This is a genomic window from Pseudomonas bubulae (genome assembly GCF_900618535.1).
Classification (GTDB): domain Bacteria; phylum Pseudomonadota; class Gammaproteobacteria; order Pseudomonadales; family Pseudomonadaceae; genus Aquipseudomonas; species Aquipseudomonas bubulae.
Genome location: NZ_UYJA01000002.1, coordinates 117,790 through 131,679 on the forward strand (window position 1 = coordinate 117,790; position 13,890 = coordinate 131,679).

The 13,890-nt window shown below is 59.5% G+C and carries 13 protein-coding genes; 8 read left to right on the forward strand and 5 right to left on the reverse strand.

Translation table 11 applies throughout. From position 1 onward, the window contains the following. Window positions 1-23: 23 nt before the first annotated feature. From rodA to PPTH39_RS07235, 8 genes are all read left to right on the forward strand, one after another. Window positions 24-1,127, forward strand: a complete 1,104-nt coding sequence (gene rodA / locus PPTH39_RS07200) for a rod shape-determining protein RodA (RefSeq protein ID WP_165446508.1) — start codon at window positions 24-26, stop codon at window positions 1,125-1,127. A gap of 17 nt (window positions 1,128-1,144) precedes the next feature. After that, entirely contained in the window at window positions 1,145-2,155 is a 1,011-nt protein-coding gene (mltB, locus tag PPTH39_RS07205; RefSeq protein ID WP_094999436.1) for a lytic murein transglycosylase B, read from the forward strand. Then, window positions 2,155-3,144, forward strand: coding sequence for a septal ring lytic transglycosylase RlpA family protein (locus PPTH39_RS07210; protein WP_094999435.1), 990 nt, complete (start codon window positions 2,155-2,157; stop codon window positions 3,142-3,144). Before mltB ends, PPTH39_RS07210 begins: the two co-directional genes overlap by 1 nt. A 176-nt stretch (window positions 3,145-3,320) precedes the next feature. Then, window positions 3,321-4,478, forward strand: a complete 1,158-nt coding sequence (locus PPTH39_RS07215; RefSeq protein ID WP_094999434.1) for a D-alanyl-D-alanine carboxypeptidase family protein — start codon at window positions 3,321-3,323, stop codon at window positions 4,476-4,478. A 79-nt stretch (window positions 4,479-4,557) separates the two neighbouring features. Beyond that, window positions 4,558-4,833, forward strand: coding sequence for a DUF493 domain-containing protein (locus PPTH39_RS07220; protein WP_016779266.1), 276 nt, complete (start codon window positions 4,558-4,560; stop codon window positions 4,831-4,833). Then, entirely contained in the window at window positions 4,833-5,486 is a 654-nt protein-coding gene (gene lipB, locus PPTH39_RS07225; RefSeq protein WP_094999433.1) for a lipoyl(octanoyl) transferase LipB, read from the forward strand. Before PPTH39_RS07220 ends, lipB begins: the two co-directional genes overlap by 1 nt. 1 nt (window position 5,487) lies before the next feature. Continuing rightward, the gene (gene lipA, locus PPTH39_RS07230) at window positions 5,488-6,528 is read left to right on the forward strand and encodes a lipoyl synthase (protein ID WP_094999432.1); all 1,041 of its coding nucleotides are present in this window, start codon (window positions 5,488-5,490) and stop codon (window positions 6,526-6,528) included. 4 nt (window positions 6,529-6,532) lie between these two features. After that, entirely contained in the window at window positions 6,533-7,495 is a 963-nt protein-coding gene (locus PPTH39_RS07235; RefSeq protein WP_130871818.1) for a S66 peptidase family protein, read from the forward strand. A gap of 138 nt (window positions 7,496-7,633) precedes the next feature. On the opposite strand, the gene PPTH39_RS07240 is transcribed toward PPTH39_RS07235, so the two are convergent. From PPTH39_RS07240 to leuS, 5 genes are all read right to left on the reverse strand, one after another. Next, window positions 7,634-8,944, reverse strand: coding sequence for a lytic murein transglycosylase (locus PPTH39_RS07240; protein WP_095020953.1), 1,311 nt, complete (start codon window positions 8,942-8,944; stop codon window positions 7,634-7,636). A gap of 50 nt (window positions 8,945-8,994) precedes the next feature. After that, window positions 8,995-9,144 carry an alternative ribosome rescue factor ArfA gene (gene arfA, locus PPTH39_RS07245; RefSeq protein ID WP_003444166.1) on the reverse strand — a complete coding sequence of 50 codons (150 nt, stop codon included), beginning with the start codon at window positions 9,142-9,144 and terminating at the stop codon, window positions 8,995-8,997. Between the two features lie 174 nt (window positions 9,145-9,318). Then, complete coding sequence (gene holA, locus PPTH39_RS07255) at window positions 9,319-10,356, reverse strand: DNA polymerase III subunit delta (protein ID WP_094999429.1); 1,038 nt, start codon at window positions 10,354-10,356, stop codon at window positions 9,319-9,321. Window positions 10,357-10,398: 42 nt separating this feature from the next. Beyond that, window positions 10,399-11,004, reverse strand: coding sequence for an LPS-assembly lipoprotein LptE (locus tag PPTH39_RS07260; RefSeq protein ID WP_130871820.1), 606 nt, complete (start codon window positions 11,002-11,004; stop codon window positions 10,399-10,401). An 89-nt stretch (window positions 11,005-11,093) separates the two neighbouring features. Then, window positions 11,094-13,700, reverse strand: a complete 2,607-nt coding sequence (leuS, locus tag PPTH39_RS07265) for a leucine--tRNA ligase (RefSeq protein WP_095039136.1) — start codon at window positions 13,698-13,700, stop codon at window positions 11,094-11,096. Between the last annotated feature and the right edge of the window lie 190 nt (window positions 13,701-13,890).

The following is a 13,890-nucleotide window of genomic DNA, read 5'->3' on the forward strand; positions in this document are numbered from 1 at the left end:
GCATCCTCTCCAGTGAGGACGTGATGCGTCGCCGTGCCACGCTGCTTCAGCGTTTGCATATCGATGGCCCGCTGCTGATTCTGCTGCTGACCCTGGCGGCTGGCAGCCTGTTTGTACTGTATTCGGCCAGCGGCAAAAGCTGGGACTTGCTGAGCAAACAGGCGACTTCGTTCGGTATCGGGCTGGTATCGATGTTTATCATCGCCCAGCTGGAACCGCGATTCATGGCACGCTGGGTACCGATCGGCTATCTGATCGGGGTGATGTTGCTGGTGGTGGTGGATGTCATGGGCCACAACGCCATGGGCGCCACTCGCTGGATCAATATCCCCGGGGTGATTCGCTTTCAGCCCTCCGAGTTCATGAAAATCCTGATGCCCGCGACCATCGCCTGGTACCTGTCCAAGCGAACCTTGCCGCCGCAACTCAAGCATGTGGCGGTCAGCCTGATGCTTATCGGGGTGCCTTTTGCCCTGATTGTGCGCCAGCCCGACCTGGGTACGGCGCTGCTGGTACTGGCAGGCGGTGCATTTGTATTGTTCATGGGCGGTCTGCGCTGGCGCTGGATCCTCAGCGTACTGGCAGCGACGGTTCCAGTGGCGGTGGCCATGTGGATCTTCGTGATGCACGACTATCAGAAGCAGCGCGTGCTGACCTTCCTCGACCCTGAAAGCGACCCGCTGGGCACTGGCTGGAACATTATCCAGTCCAAGGCCGCGATTGGTTCGGGCGGGGTGTACGGCAAGGGCTGGCTACTGGGTACCCAGTCGCACCTGGACTTCCTGCCCGAGAGCCATACCGACTTCATCATCGCGGTGATGGGCGAAGAGTTCGGTCTGGTCGGCATTTGCGCGCTGCTGCTTATTTATCTGTTGTTGATTGGTCGTGGCCTGGTGATCACTGCCCAGGCCCAGACCCTGTTCGGCAAATTGCTGGCAGGCAGTCTGACCATGACGTTTTTTGTTTATGTTTTCGTCAACATCGGTATGGTCAGTGGCCTGCTGCCGGTGGTGGGCGTGCCATTGCCCTTTATCAGTTACGGCGGCACTTCGCTCGTGACGCTGTTATCAGCGTTCGGGGTTTTGATGTCGATCCACACACATCGCAAGTGGATCGCACAAGTTTGATTAAGGTGAATTATTCAATGCAAGCAATGCGTGGCTGGGCTGCTCGATACGCGTCGTGGGTAGGCCTGCTGGGTCTGTTCGGGACCGCACAGGGTGCGCTGGCCGGTGACTACGAAGGCTCGCCCCAGGTGGCTGAGTTCGTAGGCGAAATGACCCGTGATTACGGATTTGCCGGCGAGCAGCTGATGGGCGTGTTCCGCGAAGCCGAGCGCAAGCAGAGCATCCTCGACGCCATTTCGCGCCCGGCCGAACGGGTCAAGCAGTGGAAAGAATACGGCCCGATGTTCTTGACCGACGCTCGCGTCGCCCGCGGTGTAGATTTCTGGCGTGAGCACGAAGCCGTACTGGCCCGCGCCGAGCAGGAATATGGCGTTCCGGCCCAGGTGATTGTGTCGATTATCGGCGTCGAAACCTTTTATGGTCGCAACACCGGTAACTACCGCGTGATCGATGCCTTGTCGACCCTGGGTTTCGATTACCCGCCTCGCGCCGAGTTTTTCCGCAAGGAACTGCGAGAGTTCCTGTTGCTGAGCCGCGAAGAACAGGTTGACCCGCTGACCCTGAAGGGTTCCTATGCCGGAGCCATGGGCTTGCCGCAGTTTATGCCGAGCAGCTTTCGCGCCTATGCCGTGGATTTCGACGGTGATGGCCATATCAATATCTGGAGCAACCCGGACGATGCCATCGGTAGCGTTGCCAGCTACTTCAAACGTCATGGCTGGGTAGCCGGTGAGCCGGTGGTGATTCGCGCCGATGTGACCGGTGATCGCGCCGATGAAGGCCTGACCCAGGGGATCGAACCGGTCAAGACCGTCGGGGAGTTGCGAGCGCTGGGCTGGTCGAGTCATGATGCGTTGCGCGACGATATGCCGGTCACGGCGTTTCGTCTGGAAGGCGCCGACGGCCCTGAATACTGGATGGGCCTGAAAAACTTTTATGCGATCACACGCTATAACCGAAGCGTGATGTACGCCATGGCAGTGCATCAACTGTCCGATCTGCTGGTTCAAGCACGGGGCAACAAGTAATGCCGTTTCTAGCGACCCGTACACCTTTGAAACTCGCCGCCTGCGCCGCTGTTGCGTTGCTGCTGGTGAGCTGCTCGAGCAGTCGCTCGACGCCCCCGCAAACATCGACCGCGGTCAGTTCCAAGCCGGGCCTGGATATCAACCGTGCCCACAAGGACGGTGCGCCGTGGTGGGATGTTGACGTTTCGCGCATCCCCGACGCCACGCCGACCCTGCACACCGGGCCTTACAAGGCGGCGCCGTACTCGGTGCTGGGCAAGACCTATTTCCCGATGCAAGAGTCCAAGACCTATGTGGCCTCGGGCACCGCGTCCTGGTACGGCACCAAGTTTCACGGCCAGAACACCGCCAATGGCGAGGTCTATGACCTGTACGGCATGAGCGCGGCGCACAAGACGTTGCCGCTGCCCAGCTACGTCAAGGTGACCAACCTGGATAACGGCAAGGCCGTGATCCTGCGCGTCAACGACCGTGGCCCGTTTTATTCGGATCGTATTATCGACTTGTCCTACGCTGCTGCCAAAAAGCTCGGCTATGCCGAAACCGGTACGGCCCGGGTCAAGGTTGAAGGTATTGACCCTCAGGCCTGGTGGGCTCAGCGCGGTCGCCCTGCGCCGCTGATGCTCAACGAACCGAAAGTGGCCCAGAACACCGCCCCGACCGTGTCCACCGGTAAGGTTGAACAATGGACGCCGCCCGCACAGCAGCATGCTGCCGATGTGGTTCCGGTCAGTCCAATGGCCAAGGGCCAGGGTACCTACCTTCAGGTCGGTGCCTTTGCCAATCCGGACGCTGCCGAGTTGCTTCGTTCCAAACTCAGTGGCATGGTCAGTACCCCCGTGTTTATCAGTTCGATTGTGCGCAATCAGCAAACCTTGCACCGTGTACGCATGGGGCCAATAGCCTCGGCGGGTGAGGTGGCACAAACACAAAACAGCGTGCGCCTGGCCAATCTGGGCCAGCCGAGCGTTGTGACGTCGGATCAGTAACACCGAACAAAGCGTTGGGCCCTGAGCAGTCGGGGCCCAAACGCAGTTGCAGAGGTCAAGAATAAAAGCCCTTCCAGGGGCCGGGACTGCAACTGAATACGCGGCAGTCAGTCAAACGACTGCCTGTACAGTTTTGCCCGCGAGGGTAAGTTTCCATTAACAACTTCGAGAGACGGATGAACATCACCACCTTTGCCAAACGCCTGTGCCTGCTAGTACCGCTGATCGTCACTCCTGCCGCCTGGGCAGTCGAGATGATGCCGTCGCCACCACAACTTGCAGCCAAGTCCTATGTTCTGATGGATGCCAGCAGCGGTAACGTGCTGGTCGAGAACAACGGCGACCAGCGTCTGCCGCCAGCCAGCCTGACCAAGCTGATGACCGCTTACATCGCGACTCTGGAAATCCGTCGTGGCCAGATCGGCGAAAACGACCCGGTAACTGTCAGCGAAAACGCATGGCGCACCGGTGGTTCGCGGATGTTCATCAAGGTCGGCACCCAGGTCTCGGTCAGCGACCTGCTGCATGGCATCATCATCCAGTCGGGTAACGACGCCAGCGTCGCCCTGTCCGAGCACATTGCCGGCAGCGAAGACGCTTTTGCCGACATGATGAACAAGACCGCCGGTGAGCTGGGCATGTCCAACAGCCACTTCATGAACCCGACCGGCCTGCCGAACCCGGATCACTACTCGTCGGCTCACGACATGTCGTTGCTGGCTCGCGCCATCATCCACGAAGACCCGACTCACTACGCGATCTACTCGCAGAAAGAGTTCTTCTGGAACGGTATCAAGCAGCCTAACCGCAACCTGTTGTTGTGGCGCGACAAAACCGTTGATGGTCTGAAAACCGGTCACACCGACGAAGCCGGCTATTGCATGGTGTCTTCGGCCGTACGTGATGGCATGCGCCTGATCGCCGTGGTGTTCGGCACCAACAGTGAAGCGGCCCGTGCTGCAGAGACCCAGAAGCTGCTGACCTACGGTTTCCGTTTCTTCGAAACCCAGACCTTCTACCAGAAGGGCACCGAGCTGGCTCAGGCTCCGGTCTGGAAAGGCACCACCAACCAGGTCAAGGCTGGCCTGGCGGATGACCTGACCATGACCCTGCCAAAAGGCCAACTGAAAAAGCTGGCTGCAAGCATGACCATGAACCCGCAACTGATGGCCCCTATCGCCAAAGGCGATGTGATCGGCAAGGTTGAGGTCAAACTTGACGACAAGGTTGTGCACAGTGCTGACCTGATCGCCCTTGAGCCCGTCGAGGAAGGTGGTATTTTCCGACGCGTGTGGGATAGCATCCGTCTATTCTTCTACGGGCTGTTCAACTGATTGCACCCACCTGTGTGACCCCGCGCCTACCCTGCGCGGGGCCACCTTTGTTGTTCCGGGCTTACGAGGCCAATACGCCATGAGCGATACCGAAGTAAAGGCGCCAAAGATCGAATTCCCCAACGTGGATTACCCGGTTAAGGTGATCAGCGACACGGGTGTGGGCAATAAGGACAAAATCATCGATATCGTCAAGAAACACGCGACGGTCAACGATGATCGTGTCGATGAGCGCCAGAGCACCAACGGCAAGTACACGACGATCCAGCTGCATATCGTGGCAACTGATCAGGATCAGCTCTACAACATCAACAGCGAATTGCGAGCCACCGGCTTCGTACATATGGTGTTGTGATGTCGCAGGTCTTGGGTATTCGTGAGCTGGGCCAGCTTGATTACGAGCGCACCTGGCTGGCGATGCAGCGTTTTACCGATGAGCGCAAGCTGGTGCCGGACACGCAAGACGAAGTCTGGCTGGTGCAGCACCCGCCGGTGTTTACCCAAGGCCAGGCAGGCAAGGCCGAGCATCTGCTGCTACCGGGAGATATCCCGGTGGTGAAGTCGGATCGCGGTGGCCAGGTGACCTACCACGGCCCCGGCCAATTGGTTGCCTACCTGATGCTCGATGTGCGCCGGCTGGGCTATGGCGTACGTGAGCTGGTCACGCGGATGGAACAGTGCCTGATCGACTTGCTCGCCAGCTATGGCGTGAGCGCTGCAGCCAAGGCCGATGCGCCGGGCGTGTATGTTGATGGCGCGAAAATCGCCTCTTTGGGCCTGCGTATCCGCAATGGCTGCTCCTTCCACGGTCTGGCCCTGAATGTGGACATGGACCTGGAACCGTTTCGACGGATTAACCCCTGTGGCTATGCGGGGCTGGCGATGACCCAGCTGCGTGACCATGCAGGGCCGATTGAATTTGCCGAGGTTGGTGCCCGGCTGCGCTCGCAGCTCGTCAAACACCTCGACTATGCTGAGCAGACGACCCTGACGGGCGGAATCGATTGATATGACTACTGCGCAAGACGCTGTTCAAACCCTGATCCCAACGCTGGATATCTCAGAACGTGCGGCCCGCGCCAGCGAGGCCCGTTCCAAGGTTGAGACCGGCGTCAAGTTGCGCGGTGCCGAGAAGGTTGCGCGTATCCCGGTAAAGATCATTCCGACCACCGAACTGCCGAAGAAGCCTGACTGGATTCGCGTACGCATTCCGGTTTCTCCGGAAGTCGACCGTATCAAGTCCCTGCTGCGTAAGCACAAGCTGCACAGCGTGTGCGAAGAAGCCTCCTGCCCGAACCTGGGCGAATGCTTCTCGGGCGGTACCGCGACCTTCATGATCATGGGTGACATCTGCACCCGTCGTTGCCCGTTCTGTGACGTGGGCCACGGCCGACCGAAGCCACTGGACACCAATGAGCCGGAAAGCCTGGCGATTGCCATCGCTGATCTGCGCCTGAAGTACGTGGTGATCACCTCGGTAGACCGCGATGACCTGCGTGACGGTGGTGCCCAGCACTTTGCCGACTGCATTCGCGAAATCCGCAAACTGTCGCCGGGCGTGCTGCTCGAAACACTTGTTCCGGACTACCGTGGGCGCATGGATGTTGCGCTTGAAATCACCGCAGCCGAGCCGCCAGACGTGTTCAACCACAACCTCGAAACTGTGCCGCGCCTGTACAAGGCTGCGCGTCCGGGCTCCGATTACCAGTGGTCGCTGACCCTGCTGCAACGCTTCAAGCAGATGATGCCGCACATTCCGACCAAGTCGGGCCTGATGCTGGGGCTGGGCGAGACAGACGAGGAAGTGATCGAAGTGATGAAGCGCATGCGCGAACATGACATCGACATGCTGACCCTGGGTCAGTACCTGCAACCGTCGCGCAACCACTTGCCGGTCCAGCGTTTCGTGCACCCGGACACCTTCGCGTGGTTTGCCGAGGAAGGCTACAAGATGGGCTTTAAAAACGTGGCATCCGGTCCGCTGGTACGTTCTTCGTACCACGCTGATGAACAGGCCAAGCTGGTCAAGTCCATGCTGGTGAGTGCCTGATCCCATGAACAACCGGCTCACCGCGCCAGTGTCTTTCAAGGCTCACAGCGCGGTGCCCGCGTTGCCCGCTGGCGGGGTGATCGGCCTGATCGCTCCGGCAGGGCCTGCCGAACTTGATCTGAACCTCGCGACCCAATGGATGCATGCCCGTGGCTATCAGCTGCGGGTATATCCGGGGGTGTGGCAGCGGGAGGGTTATCTTGCCGGCTCTGATGCAGAGCGCTTACGCGACCTGCATGATGCTTTTGCCGATGACAGCGTCGATGCCATTTTCTGCCTGCGTGGCGGTTATGGCAGCCCGCGTTTGCTTGATGGTATCGATTTCGAGCTTCTACGCTCTCACCCCAAGCCTTTTGTCGGCTATAGCGATATCACCGCGCTGCATCTGGCGATCACTCGTTACGCGGGCTTTGTGACCTTTCACGGGCCAATGGTGAACGCTGATCTGCTGGGCAACAAACAACCGCCTACCGAAACTTCATTGCTGCGTATGCTCGGCGGGCAACAGCCGCCCGTGCTGGAGCATCCCGCGGCCTGGCCGTTGACGACCATTGCCCCGGGCTGCGCCAGTGGCCGTTTGCTGGGTGGCAATCTGTCGATGATCTGCGCGGTGATGGGCACGGCGTTTGAACTGGACAGCGAAGACATCATCCTGTTTATCGAAGACGTCAACGAACCGTTGTACCGGGTCGACCGTCTGCTGACGCATTTGCGCCTGGCGGGCAAGCTCGACAGGTTGCGCGGAGTGCTGGTGGGGGACGTGGCCGGGGTTGATGTCGCGGCGCTGGAGCGGTTGCTCACCCAGGAGCTGGGCGGTCTGGGTATTCCGGTGCTGGCCGGTTGGCGCAGCGGGCATTGCGATCCGAACCTGACCTTGCCGATGGGTGCGCAGGTCAGGCTGGATGCGGATCTGCAAGTGTTGGTGCTTGAGCAGGATGTTGTGAAGGTCAAAAGCCCCTCACCCTAACCCTCTCCCGGAGGGAGAGGGGACAGACCGAAGTGATGCAGGATTCAACTCACAACTGTCAGACTGCAGCGATTCTGAAATATCCCCCAATCAGGCCCCCTCTCCCTTCGGGAGAGGGTTGGGGTGAGGGCAGTAACCTCACCGATTACGCAAACTCTCCAGCAGCTTGTGGCTCGGATAGCCGTCTGCTGGCCAACCCATGGCCTGCTGCGCGCTGCGAATAGCCTTGCGGGTATTGGCGCCGATAATGCCGTCTGCATTACCCGCATCATAATTGCGCTGGCTCAGCAGCATTTGCAGTTCGACGCGCTCGGAGCGGCTCAGCGGTCGGTCGTCTTTTGGCCAGTCGGCCAAAATGGTCCCGCCACCGTTGAAACGTTGCGACAACAAGCCCACGGCCAGTGCATAGGATGATGAGTTGTTGTAACGCAAGATGGCGCGGAAGTTATCCAGTACCAGAAACGCCGGGCCACGATAGCCTGCAGGGAGCAGCAGGGCAGCGCTTAACTGCTCTGAGCCTGCCGCGCTGGCAGGTACCTTGACTCCCAGTTTTTGCCATTCGGCAACGCTCTTTTTGATTGCGCCATCTGCCAGGGCGTAATCGAACCCGGCAGGTAGCGTCACTTCAAAGCCCCACGGCTGGCCTTGCTTCCAGCCCGAACTTTGCAGGTAGTGGGCAGTCGAGGCCAGGGCATCTGCCGAGCTGTTCCATATATCACGACGGCCATCACCATCGAAATCCACGGCGTGGGTTTCATAGGTGGTGGGGATGAACTGGGTCTGGCCCATTGCGCCCGCCCACGAGCCGAGCATTTTCTCGGGGCTTATATCGCCTTCCTGAATGATCTTCAGTGCAGCGATCAATTGGCTTTGAGCAAACTCCGGGCGACGCCCTTCATAGGCCAGGGTCGCGAGGGAGCGAATGACTGACTTGTTGCCCTGGAACGAGCCAAAATTGCTTTCCATGCCCCAGACCGAAACCAGCGCCTGGCGATCAACGCCATAACGCTGCTCGATGCGGCCCAGCAGTTCGGCATTCTGCTCCAGCAAACGCTGGCCATTACGTACACGCAAAGGCGACAGGGCACCGTCCAGGTACTCCCAGACCGGGCGGCTGAATTCGGGCTGGCTGCGGTCGGCCTTGATCACGCTCATGTCTGGCGTAATGCCGGCAAAGGCGTTATCGAATACCAGCGGGTTGATTCCGGCTTTAAGCGCCTGGGCGCGGAAATCGGCTTGCCATTCGCTGAAGCTTTGAGTGGGCTGAACAAGAGGGGTGTCGGTGCCTGGCACTGGCGCGCTGCTGATGACCGCAGGTGCCGGAGGTACCACAGGCAAGGTTTGAGCATCGGCTGCGGTCGGTTTCTCTGCGCAGGCGACTAAAAGGATGACGCTGGAAGCAGCGATCAGTTGGCGCATCGGCCAACGGCGTGTATGACGTGAGAGCATGCGCAGGTCCAGGTAATGCAAAACAGAAGCAGACCTTATCATCCCCGCCGTCAGGCAGCCAGAAAGTAAAAAGCCTCCCGGTCTCTCGACTGGAAGGCTTCGCGGCGGTAGCTGCCTTTGCCTTTGGCGGGGCGTTCCTGGCGGCTGCGGAACAGGGGTTGGGCAACAATGGATTTGGCCTTGTTGGGGCGCTTGCTCATGGCATGTGCTCTCGCTTGAGTTGAACAAGCGCAAATCATCGGCCGGTTTTTTCGTATTGTCCACAGGATAGTGATCGGTGGGAGCGGGCTTGCTCGCGTTAGCATCAACGCTATCAGCCTGTCAGGCCGCGACGCCCGTATCGCGAGCAAGCCCGCTCCCACAGAAAGCAGTGTTTATTCAGCTGGCAGATTCAGGCGTTGCCCGCACATCAGCAGCACCAGACGACTCAGGCTGCTCCAGGCAGACCCTGCTGCCTGGCCCTTGATCTGGGCATCGATACGCTGCGCGTCCAACAACAATTGTGCCCAGCGCTGCGCCGAATAACGCTGCAAGGCTTTGCTCATCAACGGTTTGCGCTTGTCCCACACCGGTGGTCGCGCCTGGCTGAACGCCTTGTCCAATGGCGTGCCCTGGCTGTACTGCAGGGCAATATTGGCCAGTACCCGCAGCTCACGCGCCAGGGCCCACAAGATCACAGGAGGCTCTACGCCTTCACCGCGCAAGCCTTCGAGCATACGCAGAGCATGGGCAGCTTCGCCGTTAAGTACCGCATCCACCAGGCCAAACACATCAAACCGCGCACTGTCAGCCACTGCGGCTTGCACGGTTTCGACAGTGATTTGCCCGTCTTCAGCCATTAACTTGAGCTTTTCGATTTCCTGCGCAGCAGCCAGAAGATTGCCTTCGACCCGGGCTGCTATCAGTTCCACCGCATCATGGGTGGCCGACAGCCCGGCCTGCGACAAGCGCTGGCGAATCCATTGCGGCAACTGGTTGGCGTCCACCGGCCAGATCTGCACGAACTGGGTTTGCGCCCCTTCAATCAGCGCCTTGCCCCACTTGGTCTTTTGCGCACTGCCGTCGAGTTTGGGCAGGCTGATCAGCAGCAGGGTGTCTTCGGCAGGGCGCGAGCAGTATTCGATCAACGCCGCAGCACCCTTGTCGCCAGGCTTGCCCGAAGGCAGGCGCAGTTCCAGCAGGCGCTTTTCGGCAAACAGCGACATGCTGGCACCGGCTTGCAGCAGCGTGCCCCAGTCAAAGCTGGCGTCGGCGCTGAACACCTGGCGCTCATCGAAACCCTGCTTGCGGGCGGTACTGCGGATGGCGTCGGCGGTTTCCTGACACAACAACGGGTCATCGCCGCTGATGATGTAGACGGGCGAAAGAGGGCCTTGCAGATGCTTGGCGAGTTGGGCGGGAGCGAGTTTCATAGGACCATAACGATAGCGGGGCGCTTGAGCGCCCCGTATGCCTTACTGGTTTTGCAGTTCGAGAGGCGACTGTTGAGGAGTTTCCTCTTGAGCCTTGCGTGCAGCTTCGATGGCATCGGCTTCAGCCTTGGCCTTCGCTTCGGCTTGCTGTTGCAGTACTTCCAGCTGGGCCGGGGTCAATTGCTCCAGGCGCAGAACCAGTTGCTGGATCAGGTCGCGGCGCATTTCCTTACGGATCATGTCGCCTTCCTGGGTGCTGCCTGCCACGTTACTGCCATCCTGCAGGTAGACTTTGTAGGCTTCAACCTTGTCGCTCAGCAGCGTCAGATGGCTAGGCCCCTGAATTTCGTATTTCACTACGTTGTTCAACTGATACTCGGCGGTACCCGAATTGCCGGTGTAGCTGGCAGAACGCTGGGTTTCCTTCTCGTCGGTCAGAATCAGTTTGTATGGTGCGTTGGCAGTGATTTTCACGCCGCTGTTTTCCAGCACCTGACGCAGCTGGCGCACAGTGTCGCCATAGGCGTTGCGCGCGCTGACATCGAGTTCGGTGATCGTCAGCTGGTTGGTGCCGGTACCGCGCAGTTGAAAGCCGCAGGCGCTCAACAGAACTGCGAGACCCATCACCAGCAAGTTGCGTTTGATCATGTGTTGCTCCCCTTGAAACCAGATGGGCCGACCACGCGGCCCTGAAGGTCTTGTTGGGCGCCCGCGCATGACGCGGGCGCCTGTTCCAGTTAGCTGGCGACGATATTGACCAATTTGCCTGGTACCACGATCACTTTGCGAATCGTCAGGCCTTCTGTAAAGCGCAGTACGTTTTCGTTGGTGCGGGCAGCAGCTTCAACCTCTTCACGGCTGGCAGCAGCTGGCATTTCAATATGCCCGCGCAGCTTGCCGTTGACCTGAATAACCAGTTGCAGGGTGTCTTGAACCAGCGCGGTTTCATCCAGGGTTGGCCATGCAGCGTCGATGATTGCACCTGCATGCCCCAACCGGTTCCACAGCTCATGGCTGATGTGCGGTGTGATCGGCGCCAGTACCAGAGCTACAGTCTCGAGACCTTCCTGCAGCAGGGCACGGTCTTGTTCAGTCGCTTGCGGTGCTTTTTCGAGCACGTTCATCACGGTCATCACCTGGGCGACGGCGGTGTTGAACTTGTGGTGCTGGCCGACGTCCTGGCTGGCTTGCTTGATAGCCTGGTGGATGGCACGGCGAATGACTTTTTGCTCATCGTTCAGGCTGGCGATATCCAGCGCGCCCGGCAGGCCTTGGCCTACATGGGCATGGGCCAGGCGCCATACACGCTTGAGGAAGCGGTGGGAGCCTTCAACACCCGAGTCGGACCATTCCAGGCTTGCGTCAGGCGGCGAAGCAAACATCATGAACAGGCGGCAGGTGTCTGCGCCGTACTGTTCGATCATGTATTGCGGGTCAACACCGTTGTTGAGCGACTTGGACATTTTCTGCGTGCCGCCGATTTCCACCGGCAGGCCGTCACTCTTCAGCGTGGCGCCGATGATCTTGGCCTTGGCATCACGTTCGATTTCCACGTCGTCCGGGTTGAAGTAATCCTTGCCGCCGTTGTCCAGCGTACGGAAGTAGGTCTCGGCGATTACCATGCCCTGGGTCAACAGGTTCTTGAACGGCTCGTTGGAGCTGACCAGGCCTTCGTCACGCATCAGCTTGTGGAAGAAGCGCGCGTACAGCAGGTGCAAAATGGCGTGTTCGATACCGCCGATGTACTGGTCCACCGGTAGCCAGTGGTCTGCTGCCGATTTCTCGACCAGACCACCTTCATAGTGCGGCGAGGCGTAGCGTGCGTAGTACCACGACGACTCGACGAAGGTGTCCATCGTGTCGGTTTCGCGTTTGGCCGGTGCGCCACATTTAGGGCAGCTGCACTCGTAGAATTCAGGCATGCGTGCCAGTGGCGAACCGGCGCCATCGGGTACGACATCTTCTGGCAAGACCACTGGCAGCTGGGCTTCAGGCACTGGTACGTCACCGCAGGTATCGCAATGCACGATCGGGATCGGGCAGCCCCAGTAGCGCTGGCGGCTGATGCCCCAGTCACGCAGGCGGAACTGGGTGCGCGCCTGGCCCAGGCCTTTGGCAGTCAGGGCGGCTTCGATGGCGGCGAATGCGGCGTCGAAATCCAGGCCGTCAAATTCGCCGGAGTTGATCAGCGGGCCGTGCTCGTTGTAAGCGTCCTGCCACGGTGCCGGTGACTCGTCGCCAGCACTGGTACGCACAACCGGCTTGATCGGCAGGTTGTACTTGGTGGCGAATTCGAAATCACGCTCGTCGTGTGCTGGTACAGCCATCACCGCGCCGTCGCCGTAATGCATCAGTACATAGTTGGCGACCCATACAGGAAGCTTTTCGCCGGTCAGCGGGTGCTCGACGAACAGGGAGGTTGGCAGGCCCATTTTTTCCTGGGTTGCCATGTCGGCTTCTGCCACGCTGCCGCCTTTGCACTGGGCGATAAACGCTTGCAGCTCGGGGTTGCCCTGCGCTGCCTGGGTGGCGAGCGGGTGCTCGGCAGCCACAGCGACATAGGTCGCGCCCATCAAGGTATCAGGGCGGGTGGTGAAGACCTTGAGCGCGCCTGCTGCGCCGATGGACTCGACGTTGTAAGGGAACTGCACTTCCATGCCGCGGGATTTGCCAATCCAGTTGCGCTGCATGGTTTTAACCTGCTCGGGCCAGCCCGGCATGTCGTCGAGGCTTTCAAGCAGCTCATCCGCGTAAGCGGTGATCTTGAAGTAGTACATCGGGATTTCGCGTTTTTCGATTACCGCGCCCGAACGCCAGCCACGGCCGTCGATCACTTGCTCGTTGGCCAGAACGGTCTGGTCCACCGGGTCCCAGTTCACGGTGCCGTTTTTACGGTAGATCACACCTTTTTCGAACAGGCGGGTGAACAGCCATTGTTCCCAACGGTAGTAATCCGGCTTGCAGGTCGTGATTTCGCGGGACCAGTCAACGGCCAGACCCAGGCTGCGCAGCTGGGTTTTCATGTAGGCGATGTTTTCGTAGGTCCACTTGGCCGGCGCCACCTTGTTCTTCATGGCGGCGTTTTCAGCCGGCATGCCGAAGGCGTCCCAGCCCATGGGCTGCAGGACGTTCTTGCCAAGCATGCGCTGGTAACGGGAGATCACGTCACCGATGGTGTAGTTGCGCACGTGCCCCATGTGTAGCTTGCCGCTTGGGTACGGGAACATCGATAGGCAGTAGAACGTCTCTTTGCCTAGATCTTCGCTGACTTCGAAGGACTTTTGGTTGTCCCAGAATGATTGGGCGGCGGCTTCTATTTCACGGGGCTGATATTGTTCGTGCATGGCTACTTGTACTGATAAAGGGTGGCCTAATCCTCTTCAACATAGACCGGCGACAGTGTTGCCCGGTCAGGTTGGAGCAGGGGTTACAGGAAGTCCCGTAGCATACATGACCCCGCTCTATCGAGGGAAACCCTGATTGCCTCATCACTCCGTTGGTCGCAGCAGCACGCCGCTTTTACAAGCGCAGCTA